We start from the raw sequence: 15446 nt of genomic DNA on the forward strand, positions 1-15446 counted from the left end.
GAATAGAAACAACCGGCAATACAAAAAAGGGAGACCGCCGTCTCCCAAGGATTAATTACTTTTGTATTGTTATGTACAAGCATTTAACCCGTGAGCAAAGGTATGCAATCTACCTGGGAAAACAAAAGAAACTGACCAATAAGGCAATTGCTCGGCTGATAAAAGAGATCCTTATGACCTTGGCCATGTTGACATTCTGTATCGACATGACAGCGCAAAGCATTACGAAACCCTCGACGAAGACGCCAACCGGTTTTGCTATTTTCATTGATCGAACCAGTTATGAGAAAGCCAAGATCGCCGTTGACGCCTATCGTCGAAGCATAGAAGCCGATGGACTCGGGACTTATCTCGTGATTGACGATTTTAAGTCGTCGGAACCTATTCGGGAACTGCTCGTTAAATATCACGCCGATAAAAGACAGCCGCTCGAAGGATGTGTCTTTATTGGCGATATTCCGATCCCGATAATTCGGGATGCTCAGCACCTTACTTCTGCATTCAAGATGAATCAGCATGTCGATTGGAAGAAATCAAGTGTAGCAAGCGACCGGTTTTACGACGATTTCTCGCTGAAGTTCGATTTCATCAAACAGGATGGCGACTTACCTCTTTATTTCTATTATTCGCTCAGTCCCGATTCCAAACCGTATCTTTTCCCCCGACATCTATTCCGGTCATATCAAACCGAATGAGATGGAAGATACTGACAAATATCAACTTCTGAGCGATTATCTGATGAAAGCAGTGCGGGAGAAGCAGTATACCGACAACGTGATAGATCATCTCTCGATAGCTCGTGGACATAGCTACAATTCGCAGGATAAGCTGGCGTGGACTGGAGAGCAGATCGCCTTGCGAGAACAGATGCCGCAGCTTTTCTGTCTGGGCAACACGGTGAAGTTCTTCGATTATGATGATGTCTATCTGATGAGGAACATCTTTCTCAACGAGGTTCAAAACCCCGAACTTGACGTCATGCTCTTTCATCATCATGGGGCTGTCGATACGGAATATATCAACGGTTATCCCGAGAGCTCGTCCATAACCGAAAACATCGGGGCTATTAAACGCTACTTGCGCAGCAAGTTGCCCGCAAGAGCTCAAAAGGTGGGTAAGGAAGAGGCTGTGAAAGAATATATGAACTATTTGGAAGTACCAAAGAAGTGGTGCGAAGAGGCTTTCGACTCGATAAAGCTCGTACGAGACTTTATTTTCAATGAGACACTCGATATCCATGCTTACGATGTGCATAAGCTCCATCCGGGTGCCAAATTCATTCTCTTCGACGTTTGTTTCAACGGTTCATTCTACAAGAAAGATTACCTTGCCGGAGCCTATATCTTCGCTCCGGGGCATACCGTCGCTGTCATCGGAAATACGGTGAACGCCTTACAAGACAAATGGCCTGACGAGTTTGCAGGACTTTTGGCTGCCGGCATGAGAGTGGGACAGTTCAATCGATTTACCGGTTACTTGGAAAGCCATGTTATCGGTGATCCGACCTTTCACTTCAAGAACAACAGCAAATTTACCGCTAACATCAACCGGGCACTCGTTCTGCACGACCGCAATGCAGCCTATTGGCGCAAGCAGTTGTCGAGTCCAATGCCCGATATTCAAGCAATGGCATTGCGTCAACTGCTGTATGCCGGCGAAAAGAATCTCCGGAAGCTTTATCGGCAGATCTATTGGGGCTCAGATAATTTCGTCGTCCGTATGGAAGCGATAAAACTTCTTTCGCTCTACTATCCAGCGCATGCTGTTTCTACGCTTAAAGAGAGTCTCAACGATAGCTACGAACTTGTACGTCGTCTCTCGGGAGAGTATGTTGAACGCATTGCTGACCCTTCGCTGATTCCCGCTTTTGTAAGTACGTTTCTCCACAGAGGCCATGAGAAACGACTCGCATTTCGTCTGACCGGTGCCACGGCGTCCTTTGATCCTGATACCTTGGAGTAGGAACTGGACCGCCAGATCCGAGGCAGATACCTTTATAGCGATACCATTGTCAGGAAACTCAGGCGATCATTTAGCACCGACAGGCGCCGTATAACAAATGATAAGAAGGAACTCGCGGAACCCAATCGGAAACCGAGTGTTTATCGCAACGTCATCTATGGGTATCGCAATCATCCAAGTCCTCTGATGATCGATGAACTGTTGAAAATCGCAGCCGATGAGAATCGTCCGGTGGAAGTGCGTACGGATGCCGTTCATACGCTGGGTTGGTATGACATCAGTTACCGTGGGGCAGACATTGCCAAGACATTGGGGTTGATAAAGACTGATGATCAAAAACTGAATACTGAGCTCAAGCGCTCTCTCCGCAGATTGCAAGGGATACGAGACTTCCTCTCTCGATCGCTCCCGTGAATGCCGTAACCAGCGTCGTCTCGTCACAGAATCTGCGAGAGGCTACGTATCTATGCTTCTGACGCTTTTGTTCGTCGCACCGTTTACCTTCGTCCTTTTTTATTCAAAAGCGAAGTAGGGTGCCAGCCGTTCCAAATCTTCCTTCGTAAATTCTTCATAAAGGGATAATTGTGCCGGATTCTTTATCGGTCCCCTTTTCTTCCGATGTTCTGTGATTACTTTCGCTTGGTAAAAGTTTATGTAAGGATGGTTTCGGAGTCGGTCAAGTCCTGCTTTATTGATATCGATTTTTTGTAAAGGCGCTTCCTCCACCTTGAGCCAGTGCAGCATATGGGGCGTTATCCACTTCAACTCCTCCAACTGTTCCACTTTGTAGAAACCGCCCAAACGTCGCCGGTAATCGACGATCTGTCGGGCGATAAAACTCCCGATGCCCGGTATCTTCTTCAATTCGGCCGTATCGGCGGCATTTGCATCGACTTGCACGCCGGCTGGATACTTAAACTGCCTTTCCAATGGCCGATTTATAGGTTTTTCCCGAAGAGGCGCCGACTTTTCTCGAGCCGCTTCTTTCCGTTCCGATGCTTCTAAACGGATATAAGGTCTCAACTCGTTAAACTTTTCCTTCGACAGACCGTATATTTTCGCCAGCGCATCCGGAGTCTCGAATGTTCCGCCCGCCCTCCGGTATTTCAATAAATTACGGATCGCGAAAGCCGGTAATCCGAGCCGTAGCAGCGATAGAGAATCGGCCGTGTTCGGATCGAACCTCGACAGCACGCTTTCCACCTTCTTTGGAGAAGAAGGGTAGCGGTTCCTTCTTCCGTCGATGCTATCCAGTTGATTCAGAAAGAGAGACAGCTTTTCGAAAGAAGGCTCTTCTTCCTCGACTTTGTCAGTACATAAGTAGGGATAACCCATCCATAGGGCAAGCATCGCACCGATGAGAAACAGTAAGAGCAGTACGGCTCTGCGCTCGCTTTTCGAATAGTAAAAAAAGTCTTTCCACATGTCAAGTCTATCGTAATTATCGTATACGGACAAAAGTAATCATTTTTTCTTCTGTTTTTCAAAATAATGTCGTAACTTTCCGCACTAATTGGCCACTTTCATGAGAAAGTATAACTTATCCGTTTTTCTTTTCTCTTTTTCTCTCCTGCTGGGAGGTTGCAGGCAAGCGAAAGAAGTCCATTTCGTCCAACAAGTAACCTTTCCCGAAGGTGCGACGCCCGAAGAGAAGATAGATATGGCTGCCCGCGTGGTTCCTTCCGAACCGCAATTAGCTTGGCAACAGTGCGAGCTGACGGCCTTCCTACATTTCGGCATGAATACATTCACCGGCAACGAATGGGGAGGCGGTGCGGACGATCCCGCCGTTTTCAACCCGACGGATTTCGACGCAGAACAATGGGTAAAAGCGCTGCAGGAAGGAGGTTATAAAATGGCGATCCTCACAGCGAAACATCATGACGGATTTTGCCTTTGGCCGACAAGCACGACCGATTATTCCGTAGCTTCTTCGAAATGGATGGATGGAAAAGGAGACGTAGTCAAAGCGTTGAGCGAAGCTTGTAGAAAATACGGTGTCAAATTCGGAGTTTATCTTTCTCCGTGGGATCGGCATGCTCCATGCTATGGCGATTCGCCCCAATATAATGAATATTTCATTCGGCAATTGACCGAACTGTTGACCGATTATGGAGAGATCCACGAGGTATGGTTCGACGGCGCTTGCGGGGAAGGGCCGAACGGGAAGAAACAGGAGTATGATTTCCCGGCTTTTCGTGACGTCATCGCCAGGCTCCAGCCTGAAGCCGTGACTGCCATCGTAGGGAACGACGTACGATGGGTGGGGAATGAAAACGGGCTCGGCCGCGAGACGGAATGGAGCGTGACGCCCCTCACTTCCGGGGTTCATCCTCATCACATCGAATGGAATGCAGAATTGGGCATCGACAATATGTCGAAAGATTTAGGAAGCAGGGCGCTGCTCGTCAAAGCAAAAGAAGTATACTGGTATCCCTCCGAAGTCGACGTTTCTATTCGCCCGGGATGGTTCTATCATCAGGAGCAAGACAATCAGGTCAAATCCTTAGAGAAATTGGTCGATATCTATTTCCAATCCGTCGGTTACAACGCCGTATTGTTATTAAATATTCCTCCCGACCGAAGAGGCAGGCTCCATGACGTGGATGTCCGGCGCATCAAGGAATTGAATCTGTATTTGCAGAAGATGTACGCGACGGATTTTATTACGGATAAGAAGCGTTCGTTCGACGGAAAAGACGGCGATTCGAAAATATACGGCCTGTCCGCGGAGCATGAAGGAAATGTCGTCCTGATTCAGGAGGATATCACCCAAGGACAGCGCGTAGAAAACTTTAAAATAGAAAAACGGGAAGGAAATCGATGGACCTTGCTCTGCGAAGGAACGACCATCGGTTACAAACGATTGTTCCGCGTTCCCGCTTTTAAAACCGATCGGATCAGGGTAACGGTTACCTCGGCAAGGAAAGAATTTCATATCGCGAATGTAGAAGTCCTCTTTGCACCTATCCTTTCCGATAACGAAACGGCAGTCAGTTTGTCGGATATAAATGACTTGAAAGTATTAGGTGACGAGGCGGAATTGAGTAAAATCGTCGACGGGAAACGAGAAACCGTTTATCGAACTCCTTCTCTTTCCCCCATCGTGTTGGATTGCGGAAAGGAATTCGATCTCGCCGGCTTTACGTACGCTCCCGTGCAAGGAGAAAACGTGAGAGGCACTATCTATAAATATCGAGTTTCCCTGAGCAGGGACGGAACCAGCTGGACCAAATGCGATGTCCGCGGCGAGTTCAGTAACGTCGCCCGTAATCCGATCCCCCAATTCGTCCGTTGGGGAAAGCAGCCCGCCCGTTATCTGAAGTTGGAACCCTTAGAAGAAATAAACGGGGAGTCGTTCGTCTCCATTGCCGAAATAGGTGTTCTGACGGAATAAGATCACAGAGGAATTGAACCTCATCGTAGCCTTTGACTGACAGGGCAACTGTTCGCATTCGGCGAAATATAGATCTCTTTAGTTAAAACAGAACAGGAGGGCGCACAGGGGCAGATAGTCTTTCAAGGCTTTTTGCAAAGTTTTGAGAGCCTTTGTGATATGATATTCGATACTCTTTTCGGAAAGTTTGAGCCGGCAGGCGATCTGTTTGTTGCTGAGTTCTTCGAAACGACTCATATAAAAGATTCGCCGTGTTTTTTCGGATAAGGAATGAAGGGTGGAATGGATGATGGCTGTCATTTCTTGGGAGAAGATATCATGGGGATTGCAGGCTTCGAGGGCCTCGATTTGAATGTCCAATTCTTGCTGTTCCCAGACATGGAGGGTTTCCACGACCGAAAGCTCTGTCCGCCTGTGTTTTAAATAGTCTAAGGCCTTATTCTTCAGAATATTCAGCAGGAAAGCATGAATCGTCTTTTGCCTTTTGTTATCCCAGTGTTTCCATAAGGTTATCATGGAGTCGGCCACGATATCTTCGGCCGCGAAATCGTTTTGTACGTACGATTTGGCAAACAAGAACGCCTTTCTATAATAGGTATTGTAGATTTCGTTGAAAGTGAGGCAATCCTCCGTTTCTGCTCGAGCGTCTGTAGATTCCGAGCTATTCATGGGCGGGGGGAGAGGGCCGGTGAAAACCTCGATATTTTCCGTACTTCATCGTTTACTCGGGATGATTTTTATTCCTTCCGGAACCTCGACGGTAGAACGGATTTCCCCGTCGGCCGTTTTTGACATGCTTGATATAGACTGCACCTTTCGGTACGGCGGTTGCTTACCCACGCCACGCGGCGCGATATAGACACGCACTGATTTATTCCGCCGTACGTTTGCCGTATCGATGCCGAAGATCGGCGAAAGGGTGGCTTGGGCATGGGCTGAAAGGGGAATAAGCAGACGAAACGGAAGTAGTAAGATTCTTTTCATGTGAATGGACTCATGAGGATAAACATAACGCGAATATAACTGTTTTTGTTGGAAGAATGCACGAACCGGTCGGATATTTATGAATAAATCCGTTTCGATGAGGTAAAAACGGGGGATCGTAATCGGAATATGCTTACTTTTGTATGTTTCAAATGAAGACTTATGTTAGAAGAAGGATTGACTCATACGAGTACGTTGGTGGTTGCCCGAGAGCATACGGCCGTTGCCTTGGGCTCGGGGGACATGGACGTTCTGGCCACACCTGCGATGATGGCGTTGATGGAAAATGCCGCGATGTGGGCTGTCGTTCACGCCTTGCCGGAAGGCAGTACGACGGTAGGCGGATCTATGACCTCGTCTCATCTCCGCCCGTCGAAAATAGGAACGCTCATCGCGGCGACGGCTTTGCTGGAGAAAATCGAAGGGCGCAAGTTGACTTTCAGGGTAGAGGCCCGTCAGCACGGAACGGTGATTGGCGAAGGCGTTCACGTGCGGTTTATCGTGGACAGGGAGACGTTTCTCGCCAAATTGGGATAGGCTGAACGCGCACTATACTCTGCCGTCTGCTCCCCACATCATCTTCTGATGCAGCGTCTCGAAGAAATGATGCCCGAGGCGTTTGATGAGCTTCACCGTAAAAGGAGCTTTCCGGATAATCAATCGGCTGCCCTGACGGCAAGTTTCGCTCCGGCCGTCGATGGAAACCAGAAAGTTATGGCTTCGGCTCTCTACTTCCAGGATGATCTGACAGTCGTCGGTCAGTACGATCGGGCGCATGTTCAGACTGTGCGGGGCAACCGGCGTCATGGCAATGGTATTGCTCTGGGGCGCGATGATCGGCCCGCCTACGCTCAGCGAGTAAGCGGTGGAGCCGGTAGGCGTAGCCAGAATCAAACCGTCGGCCTGGTAAGTGTTCAAATAGATATCGTTGACCGTGGTGCGAATGGAGATCATCGAAGAGCTGTCTCTTTTCAGCACCGAAATCTCGTTGAGCCCGAAAGGGTAACCGCGTAACGGCTGTTCAGGACATTCGACTTGTAAGAGACTTCTGGATTCTATTTGATAACGATGCTGGAAAATATCGTCGAACGTCTGTTTCATTTCGGCGGGGGTCGTATCGGCTAAGAAACCCAATCTCCCCGTATTGATGCCCAGTATGGGCGTATCCCGCCCGCCTACGTTGCTGGCGGCCTGAAGGAAGGTCCCGTCGCCGCCGATGCTCAATACGATATCGGCTTCATAATCGGTGGTATCGAATACTCCGTCGACCGCAAAAGGCCGTTTGAGCGTATTTTTTAAGTATTGGTAAAAGTTTCGGGCAATGACGATCTTTCCCCCTCTTTCCTTGAGCATGGAAAGTAATGCTTCGATGTAGACCGATTTCTCCGCTTGGAAAGTATGGCCGAATAAGGCGAATGTAAGTTTTTTCTCCGACACGTCGTTTCATTTTTCTCGGGCATAAAGATAAACCAATTCGAAGGTATATGAAAGAATTCTTGAAAATAAATCTTGAAAACGGAGAACGTGTGGATGCCGGCGTTTGTCCCGATTGGGCGTGAGCTGCAGTATGGCGCATTTTAGCATCCGGTAAGGAGCCTGTCCGCGGCAGCCGCGGTTTATTCGTTTCATGCTGATAAAAAAATGTTAACGTAGGCACGTTAATAAATTTTTATGCCTACGAAATTTCTGTTTCGTACCTATAAAATTTTCGATGCACGGCTACGTCTCTTCGGACTTCGGGGCACCCGACGGAGGAAGGCCGTGCTTTTCCGCCCTTCCCGCAAACAAGTCGGACCGTCCTTTTTGAAAATTCGTACGATATCATAAAATCATTAAAAAACTTTGCTTCTGCTTTCGATTTGCCGTATCTTTGCTCGCAACAGAAAATGGAATAGAAAGAAATAATAATAAGCATGATAAATGTTGGCTTGATGGTTGCGCAGGCAGCCTTGACGGATACTTTGACAGGTAATCCCGTTCTTACGCAGGCTTCGGGTGAAGCGCAGATGAATTTATGGGATATGACGGAAAAAGGAGGATGGATCATGATCGTTCTGGCTGTCTTATCTGTTGTTTGTTTTTATATTTTCTTCGAACGCTTGGCGGTAATACGAAGAGCGGGGAAAGACGACCCCTTGTTTATGGAACGTATCCGTGATTATATCCGTACGGGCGAGATCAAATCGGCTCTGAACTATTGTCGGATAACCAACACGCCGGCTGCTCACATGATAGAAAAAGGTATCAGTCGGATGAAGCATCCCGTCCAGGATGTACAGGCGGCCATCGAGAACACGGGAAATATAGAAATCGCCAAGATGGAAAACGGATTGGCCATCGTGTCGACCATCGCCAGCGGCGCCCCCATGATCGGTTTCCTCGGAACGGTGACAGGCATGGTGAAAGCCTTTTTCGAAATGGCTAATGCCGGGAACAATATTGACATCACCTTGCTTTCGGGTGGCATTTACGAAGCCATGATCACCACGGTGGGCGGTTTGATCGTAGGTATTGCAGCGATGTTCGCCTATAATTATTTGGTGACTCGCATTGATAAAGTCGTAGGACAGATGGAAGCGAAGACGATGGAATTCATGGACTTGCTCAATGAACCGAGTCAAAACTGAGACTTATGGCACTTAAAAGAAGACACCGAATTTCACCGCAGTTCAGTATGTCGTCGATGACGGACATCATCTTCCTTTTGCTGATCTTCTTTATGATTACCTCGACGATGGTTTCGCCGAACGCCATCAAGGTACTGCTCCCTCAAGGGAAACAACAAACTTCGGCAAAGCCGTTGACAAGGGTGATTATCGATAAGCATCTCAACTATTATGCGGGATTCGGCAAGGAGGCGGAGATGCCCGTAGGCGAAACCGAACTGCCCTCTTTTCTGAAACAATGCGCCGCAAAGGAGCCGGATATGTATGTGGCCCTTTATGCCGATGAAACGGTTCCTTATGCGGAAATCGTAAAGGTATTGAATATCGCGAACGAAAATCATTTCAAGATGGTCTTGGCCACGCGGCCGCCCCAAAAGAAGTAGCATTCATGGCAATGAGAAAAGATAAAATAACAGGATTGGTAGGTACGGCGATACTGCATATCGCAATGCTTCTGATCTTGTTTTTCGTCTTTATCCATCGCCCCGAGGTGCAGGCGGAGGGGGGCGTGCCCGTCGTGCTCGGAGAGATCGATATTGCTTCGGGCGATGCGGATCCGGCGATGTCGACTCGAGTCGATAGGGTGGAAACGGGCATGCCGCAAGCTGAAGCCGTATCTGTCGAACCGGAGCCGCCTTCCAAAGCGGATGCCGATAAGTTGATAGTGCAAGAGGAAGAAAAAACGGTGGAAATGCCTGCGTCGAAGAACGACAAGAATACTGCAAAGACAAAGCCGAAAAAAGAGACGGCAAAGCCTGCGGAAAAGCATAGAAAGTCGACGGTTAAACATGAAGAAAAGTCGGAAGTCGAGAAGAAGGCGGAAGCGGATCGGATAGCCGCCGAAAAGAAAGTGGCGGCGGAAAAAGCGGCTGCGGCCCAGGCCGCCCAGTCCGTGGCCGGCGCCTTCGGGAAAGGAATGAAAATGGGGAGCCGCGGTACTGGCGAGAGAGGAGAAGGAATACAAGGCAGCCCGACAGGAAATTCGGACACGGGAAAGAGTTCGGGCATAGGCGGTTACGGTGCGTTCGATTTGAACGGACGGTCTCTTGGACCGGGAGGCCTGCCCGTACCTGTCTATAATGTGCAGGACGAAGGGCGCGTGGTCGTTACGATCACTGTCGATCCGGACGGCCGGGTGAGTCGGACGAGCATCAACAAACGGACGAATACGGTAAATGAAAAATTGCGCGAAGCAGCGATGAATGCGGCGAAAAAAGCCCGGTTCAACCGAATCGACGGCGTGAACGATCAAATCGGTACGATTACCTATTATTTTAAGTTGAAATGATCTTAAAACAGATAACTTATGAAGACGATTTGTGTTTTTTTAGCGGAAGGTTTTGAAGAAGTGGAGGCGTTGACTCCGGTAGATGTGTTGCGTCGGGCGGGAATCCCCGTATCGACCGTTTCTGTAACGGGCGATAAAACCGTAAGAGGGGCCCATCAAGTCCCTGTGATAGCCGATAAATTGTTCGAGGAAATCAAAGAAGAAGATATCGCGATGATCGTACTTCCCGGAGGTATGCCGGGAGCGACCCATTTGGACGCTCATACCGGATTGAACGAACTGATCTGTCGTTTCGCCCGAGCAGGCAAACCCTTATCGGCTATTTGCGCTGCCCCCTTGGTTTATGGAAAACGCGGGCTGCTGAAAGGGAAGAAAGTCACCTGCTATCCCGGTTTTGAGAGATTCCTTGAAGGCGCCGATTATACTGCGGCTTTGATTCAGGAAGATGGTAATTTTATTACGGGGAAGGGGCCTGGAGCTGCCATGGAATTCGCTTTTGCCATCGTTAGGAAATATATCGACCCGGCGAAGGTAAAAGAACTTCGCACAGGCATGATAGTCGAATGAATAAATACGTGATTATCGTAGCAGGAGGGAAAGGCCTTCGAATGGGAGGAGAGATTCCCAAACAGTTTTTACCCCTATCGGGGAAACCGGTATTGATGCGCACGGCGGAAGCCTTTTACCGTTACGATAATCGAATACGTATCGTTTTGGTGCTTCCGGCCGATCAGCAAACGTATTGGCAGAGACTTTGCGAACGGTATCAATTTACCGTTCCTCACCAGGTCGCCGCAGGAGGAGAGACCCGCTTTCAATCTGTAAAGAATGGATTGACGCTGATTAAGGAAGAGAAAGAAGGAATAGTTGGCGTTCACGACGGGGTGCGCCCCTTTGTCTCGAAGGAGATGATAACGCGCTGTTACGAAATGGCGGAAACAAAGAGAGCCGTTATCCCGGTTACCGAGATGATGGAAACGGTTCGTCATACGGTAGGTGAGGAGAGTGAAACCGTTCCGCGAGATGAATATAAGCTGGTACAAACGCCGCAAGTGTTTGCTGTTTCTTTGTTGAAGAAAGCTTATCGGCAAACTTATTCCTCGCAATTTACCGATGATGCTTCGGTGGTGGAGGCATTAGGAGAAAAAGTGTATCTGACGGAAGGTAATTGGGAAAACATAAAAATTACGACGCCATTTGATTGGCAAATCGGAGAATTATTGGCGAAACGGCAGTTGAGCTGAGTCATGCTTGATATAACTGCATTTGATATAAAATACGTCCCGGGAGTCGGTCCGCAACGGGCTTTTTTATTAAACAAGGAATTGAATATCTATTCCTTGCACGATTTCTTCTATTATTTCCCTTATAAATACATCGATCGAAGCCACCTGTACACCATTCGGGAAATAGATGGCAATATGCCTTTCATTCAGTTGAAAGGACAGATTCTAAGCTTCGAGACGATGGGGGAAGGACGAACCCGTCGACTGATAGCCCACTTTTCCGATGGAACGGGGATGATCGATCTGGTTTGGTTCCGAGGGATCAAATATATGATGAAGGCGTATAAGGTGCGTCAGGATTATATCGTCTTTGGAAAACCGACCGTCTTTAACGGACGCATTCAAGTAGCGCATCCCGATATCGATCCGGTAAACGAATTGGTGCTATCTTCGATGGGAATGCAACCTTTTTATAACACTACCGAGAGAATGAAGCGAAACAATTTGACTTCCCATGTGCTGGAAAAATTGATGCGACATGCGTTCGATTTGCTGAAAGAACCGTTGGCAGAGACGTTGAGCGAACGCATTGTAACGAAACACAGGCTGATGAGCCTGGACGAAGCGCTTCATGCCATTCATTTCCCTCAAACTCCGACACATTTGCGAAATGCGCAACATCGGTTGAAGTTCGAAGAACTCTTTTATATTCAGCTTCACATTTTGCGCTATGCGAAAGAACGACGGAAAAAATATACGGGGCTGCGCTTTGAACAGGTAGGTGAGATCTTTAATACCTTCTATGCGGAAAAACTTCCGTTTCGGTTGACCGACGCTCAAAAACGCGTGATTAAAGAGATTCGTACCGATACCGGAAGTGGTCGGCAAATGAATCGACTGTTACAGGGAGATGTGGGAAGCGGAAAAACGTTGGTGGCTTTAATGTCAATGCTCCTGGCTTTGGATAATGGTTATCAGGCCTGTATTATCGCGCCGACGGAGATATTGGCCTCTCAGCATTATGAAACCCTTACCCATTTGCTGCACGGAATGAATATTCAGGTAGAGCTGTTGATGGGGACGGTAAAAGGAAAAAAACGGGAACAAATACTGAGCGACCTGATAACCGGCGAAGTGAAAATATTGATAGGAACCCATGCGATTTTCGAAAATACGGTGAACTTTTCCCGATTGGGATTGGTAGTGATCGACGAACAACACCGGTTTGGCGTGGCTCAACGGGCGAAGATGTGGACGAAGAACGCCTGTCCGCCTCATGTCTTGGTCATGACGGCGACACCCATTCCGAGAACGTTGGCGATGACCCTTTATGGAGATTTGGATGTGTCCGTGATCGATGAACTTCCTCCGGGTAGAAAATCCGTGAAAACGATTCATACTTTTGAGAATCACCGGGAGGAGCTGTATGCTTTTATAGCTTCGCAAATGGAGTTCGGCCACCAGGTGTATATTGTCTATCCTTTAATTAAAGAAAATGAGAAATTGTCTTTAAAGAATTTGGAAGATGGCTACGAAAGGATTTGCGAGGCTTTCCCCTATTGTAAGGTTGGTAAAGTGCATGGAAAACTAAAGCCGTCAGAGAAAGACGCCGAAATGCAACGCTTTGTGAATGGAGAGACCCGAATCATGGTAGCGACGACGGTCATAGAGGTAGGAATCAATGTGCCCAACGCATCGGTGATGGTGATCGAAAATGCCGAGCGTTTCGGCTTGTCACAACTGCACCAGTTGCGGGGAAGAGTAGGGCGCGGTGCCGAACAATCCTATTGTGTGTTGGTAACTTCTTATAAATTGTCGAAAGATACGAGGAAACGTATAGAGATCATGGTTCAGACGAATGATGGCTTTGAAATTGCCGAAGCGGATTTAAAACTTCGAGGCCCCGGAGATCTGGAGGGAACCCAACAAAGCGGCATTGCCTTTGACCTGAAGATCGCGGATCTGGCGCATGACGGGCAGCTTTTACAGTATGTACGTGATATAGCGGAGAGGCTCATCGAGGAAGATCCTTCTGCATCCTTGCCCGAAAATAGAATTGTTTGGAAGCAATTAGCCGTCATGCGTAAGACAAATGTGGATTGGTCGATTATTTCTTAATAGGTTACTCCTTCCTGTTAAATTTGTTATTTTGTGTTGTGTAACATAAAATATCTCTTTCCTGCACATACATAGCGAGTTACAGGCTTTGGAAAGAAGAAAAAACGGAATCGGATATGAAAAAGAGTTAAGCGATAGTTGCATCTAAAAAGAAAAAGGTTATATTTGAACCGAATTTTTGAAAAAAGATAGTCGTAAGCTCGAACTTTATGCCGTTTAGGCGGATTCGTAATAGTGTTTAAAAAGAAATTGATGATCTTTAAATGTTCCAAAATAATCGTTACCGTAGCTATTGCCTTTGTGAGCCATCATGTGTCCGGTCAAGATCTGTTAGCTAAGCAGGCTCCTATAGATAAGAAGTTGAAGGCAGTCGATTCGGTCGCTTTGGCTCGTCAGATAAAAGCAGAACAGTCGGCATATCCCGCATACGACATCTACCCTGATTGGCAGAACAGTTTTGTCAATACGTACGGCAAGGATGTCCAAATTCCCGATACATTTAGCATTCATTTGGCCGATTTTTGTATGCCTACAGATCATACTCGAATTACGGATGTTTTTGGATATCGTCCTCGACGTCGACGTATGCATTATGGATTGGATGTAAAAGTCTATATCGGCGATACGATTCGCGCGGCATTCTCGGGAAGGGTGCGTATCGTTAAATATGAAGGTCGAGGCTATGGACGCTATATTGTCATTCGCCATGAAAATGGATTGGAAACCATATACGGTCATCTTTCCAAACAACTTGTAGCGGAAAATCAATATGTCGAGGTCGGCGAAGCGATAGGCTTAGGCGGAAGCACCGGTCGATCGAGTGGCTCGCATCTGCACTTCGAAACCCGATTCTTGGGGCAACCTATCAATCCTGCCTTATTGTTTGATTTTGAAAAGCAGGACATTGTAGCGGATACTTATCTCTTCCGTAAAGGATATGATCGGTATGATAGAAGGGGCCGCGCGGGCAATTCCAAACAAATGGCCTCGTCAGACGCTTCTCCGCAATATTATAAAGTTCGTAAAGGTGATTCCTTGAGCAAGATTGCACGATCTGTCGGGCTTTCTGTCAATCAGTTGTGTAAATTGAATCATATTTCACAGGATAAGACACTCCGACCGGGGCAGGTCCTTCGATGTTCTTAAGAAGTTAATTTATAACGAAATAGATAAATGGCGGGAAAAATTGACTTTTCCGCTTTTTTATTTATTCCTCTATGGAAAATTATATAACTTTGTTGCCTAATTAGGAAAAATGGAAGATACCAATAAACAATTTGAACGAATCATTGCCATTTGTCGGGATTTGTTTATAAAAAAACTGAAAGATTATGGCGCATCGTGGCGTATTATGCGTGCTACCTCTTTGACAGACCAGATTTTTATCAAGGCTAAACGAATCAGAACACTCGAGACGCCCCATATCGCTATGATTGACGAAGGGATTCGGTCGGAACTGATAGGTATCATTAATTACGGCATCATTGCGTTGATTCAATTGGAGAAAGGTTATTCCGATACGATAGATATTAGTGCGGACGAAGCTGTACAGCTTTATGATAAGTATGCTAAGGAGACGCTTGAATTGATGAAAGCAAAAAATCATGATTATAATGAAGCCTGGAGAGATATGCGGGCATCTTCGTATACTGATTTTATATTGACCAAAATTAATCGTACGAAAGAAATTGAAAGTAATAACGGAAGTACATTGATCTCGGAAGGTATAAATGCCAATTACATGGATATGATCAACTATGCCGTTTTCGGACTGATTAAATTAGAATTTGGAGATTAAACACCTT

At 47.2% G+C, this 15446-nt stretch carries 17 protein-coding genes; 13 read left to right on the plus strand and 4 right to left on the minus strand.

The window, feature by feature from the left end; genetic code table 11:
* The first annotated feature begins 71 nt into the window (after nucleotides 1–71).
* The 3 genes from BN102_RS11105 (at nucleotide 72) to BN102_RS11115 (ending at nucleotide 2376) form a co-directional block, all read left to right on the plus strand.
* Nucleotides 72–695, plus strand: coding sequence for a helix-turn-helix domain-containing protein (locus tag BN102_RS11105; protein ID WP_245545300.1), 624 nt, complete (start codon nucleotides 72–74; stop codon nucleotides 693–695).
* A 1-nt stretch (nucleotide 696) separates the two neighbouring features.
* On the plus strand, nucleotides 697–1962 hold the full coding sequence (locus tag BN102_RS11110; RefSeq protein ID WP_245545301.1) for a HEAT repeat domain-containing protein: 1266 nt from the start codon (nucleotides 697–699) through the stop codon (nucleotides 1960–1962).
* Between the two features lie 186 nt (nucleotides 1963–2148).
* Nucleotides 2149–2376: a hypothetical protein gene (locus BN102_RS11115; protein WP_019207683.1), complete on the plus strand. Its 228-nt coding sequence runs from the start codon at nucleotides 2149–2151 to the stop codon at nucleotides 2374–2376.
* A 99-nt stretch (nucleotides 2377–2475) separates the two neighbouring features.
* On the opposite strand, the gene BN102_RS03445 is transcribed toward BN102_RS11115, so the two are convergent.
* Complete coding sequence (locus tag BN102_RS03445; RefSeq protein ID WP_019207684.1) at nucleotides 2476–3387, minus strand: ComEA family DNA-binding protein; 912 nt, start codon at nucleotides 3385–3387, stop codon at nucleotides 2476–2478.
* A 100-nt stretch (nucleotides 3388–3487) separates the two neighbouring features.
* Here BN102_RS03445 and BN102_RS03450 point away from each other — a divergent pair, with 100 nt between their 5' ends.
* Nucleotides 3488–5359: an alpha-L-fucosidase gene (locus BN102_RS03450; protein ID WP_036787188.1), complete on the plus strand. Its 1872-nt coding sequence runs from the start codon at nucleotides 3488–3490 to the stop codon at nucleotides 5357–5359.
* A gap of 78 nt (nucleotides 5360–5437) precedes the next feature.
* Here BN102_RS03450 and BN102_RS03455 read toward each other — a convergent pair whose 3' ends face one another.
* Nucleotides 5438–6028, minus strand: coding sequence for an RNA polymerase sigma-70 factor (locus BN102_RS03455; RefSeq protein WP_019207686.1), 591 nt, complete (start codon nucleotides 6026–6028; stop codon nucleotides 5438–5440).
* A gap of 45 nt (nucleotides 6029–6073) precedes the next feature.
* The gene (locus tag BN102_RS03460; protein WP_019207687.1) at nucleotides 6074–6343 is read right to left on the minus strand and encodes a hypothetical protein; all 270 of its coding nucleotides are present in this window, start codon (nucleotides 6341–6343) and stop codon (nucleotides 6074–6076) included.
* A gap of 162 nt (nucleotides 6344–6505) precedes the next feature.
* Here BN102_RS03460 and BN102_RS03465 point away from each other — a divergent pair, with 162 nt between their 5' ends.
* Nucleotides 6506–6880, plus strand: coding sequence for a thioesterase family protein (locus tag BN102_RS03465; RefSeq protein ID WP_019207688.1), 375 nt, complete (start codon nucleotides 6506–6508; stop codon nucleotides 6878–6880).
* A gap of 12 nt (nucleotides 6881–6892) precedes the next feature.
* On the opposite strand, the gene BN102_RS03470 is transcribed toward BN102_RS03465, so the two are convergent.
* Nucleotides 6893–7780, minus strand: a complete 888-nt coding sequence (locus BN102_RS03470; protein WP_019207689.1) for an NAD kinase — start codon at nucleotides 7778–7780, stop codon at nucleotides 6893–6895.
* A gap of 476 nt (nucleotides 7781–8256) precedes the next feature.
* On the opposite strand from BN102_RS03470, the gene BN102_RS03480 reads away from it, so the two are divergent.
* From BN102_RS03480 to BN102_RS03515, 8 genes are all read left to right on the plus strand, one after another.
* Nucleotides 8257–8970, plus strand: a complete 714-nt coding sequence (locus tag BN102_RS03480; protein WP_035456772.1) for a MotA/TolQ/ExbB proton channel family protein — start codon at nucleotides 8257–8259, stop codon at nucleotides 8968–8970.
* A gap of 5 nt (nucleotides 8971–8975) precedes the next feature.
* Nucleotides 8976–9392 carry an ExbD/TolR family protein gene (locus BN102_RS03485; protein WP_021312140.1) on the plus strand — a complete coding sequence of 139 codons (417 nt, stop codon included), beginning with the start codon at nucleotides 8976–8978 and terminating at the stop codon, nucleotides 9390–9392.
* 11 nt (nucleotides 9393–9403) lie between these two features.
* Entirely contained in the window at nucleotides 9404–10297 is an 894-nt protein-coding gene (locus tag BN102_RS03490) for an energy transducer TonB (protein ID WP_036787191.1), read from the plus strand.
* A gap of 18 nt (nucleotides 10298–10315) precedes the next feature.
* A complete protein-coding gene (locus tag BN102_RS03495) occupies nucleotides 10316–10864 on the plus strand; it encodes a DJ-1 family glyoxalase III (RefSeq protein ID WP_019207694.1) in 549 nt (182 codons plus the stop codon).
* Nucleotides 10861–11541, plus strand: coding sequence for a 2-C-methyl-D-erythritol 4-phosphate cytidylyltransferase (locus BN102_RS03500; RefSeq protein ID WP_019207695.1), 681 nt, complete (start codon nucleotides 10861–10863; stop codon nucleotides 11539–11541). Before BN102_RS03495 ends, BN102_RS03500 begins: the two co-directional genes overlap by 4 nt.
* Nucleotides 11542–11544: 3 nt before the next feature.
* Nucleotides 11545–13641, plus strand: coding sequence for an ATP-dependent DNA helicase RecG (recG, locus tag BN102_RS03505; protein ID WP_019207696.1), 2097 nt, complete (start codon nucleotides 11545–11547; stop codon nucleotides 13639–13641).
* A gap of 252 nt (nucleotides 13642–13893) precedes the next feature.
* Nucleotides 13894–14787 (plus strand): peptidoglycan DD-metalloendopeptidase family protein, encoded by an 894-nt coding sequence (locus tag BN102_RS03510; protein WP_021312109.1) that lies wholly within the window; start codon nucleotides 13894–13896, stop codon nucleotides 14785–14787.
* Between the two features lie 109 nt (nucleotides 14788–14896).
* Nucleotides 14897–15439, plus strand: coding sequence for a DUF1599 domain-containing protein (locus BN102_RS03515; protein WP_019207698.1), 543 nt, complete (start codon nucleotides 14897–14899; stop codon nucleotides 15437–15439).
* Nucleotides 15440–15446 lie beyond the last annotated feature (7 nt).

The organism is Phocaeicola abscessus CCUG 55929 (genome assembly GCF_000312445.1).
GTDB classification, from domain to species: domain Bacteria; phylum Bacteroidota; class Bacteroidia; order Bacteroidales; family Bacteroidaceae; genus Phocaeicola; species Phocaeicola abscessus.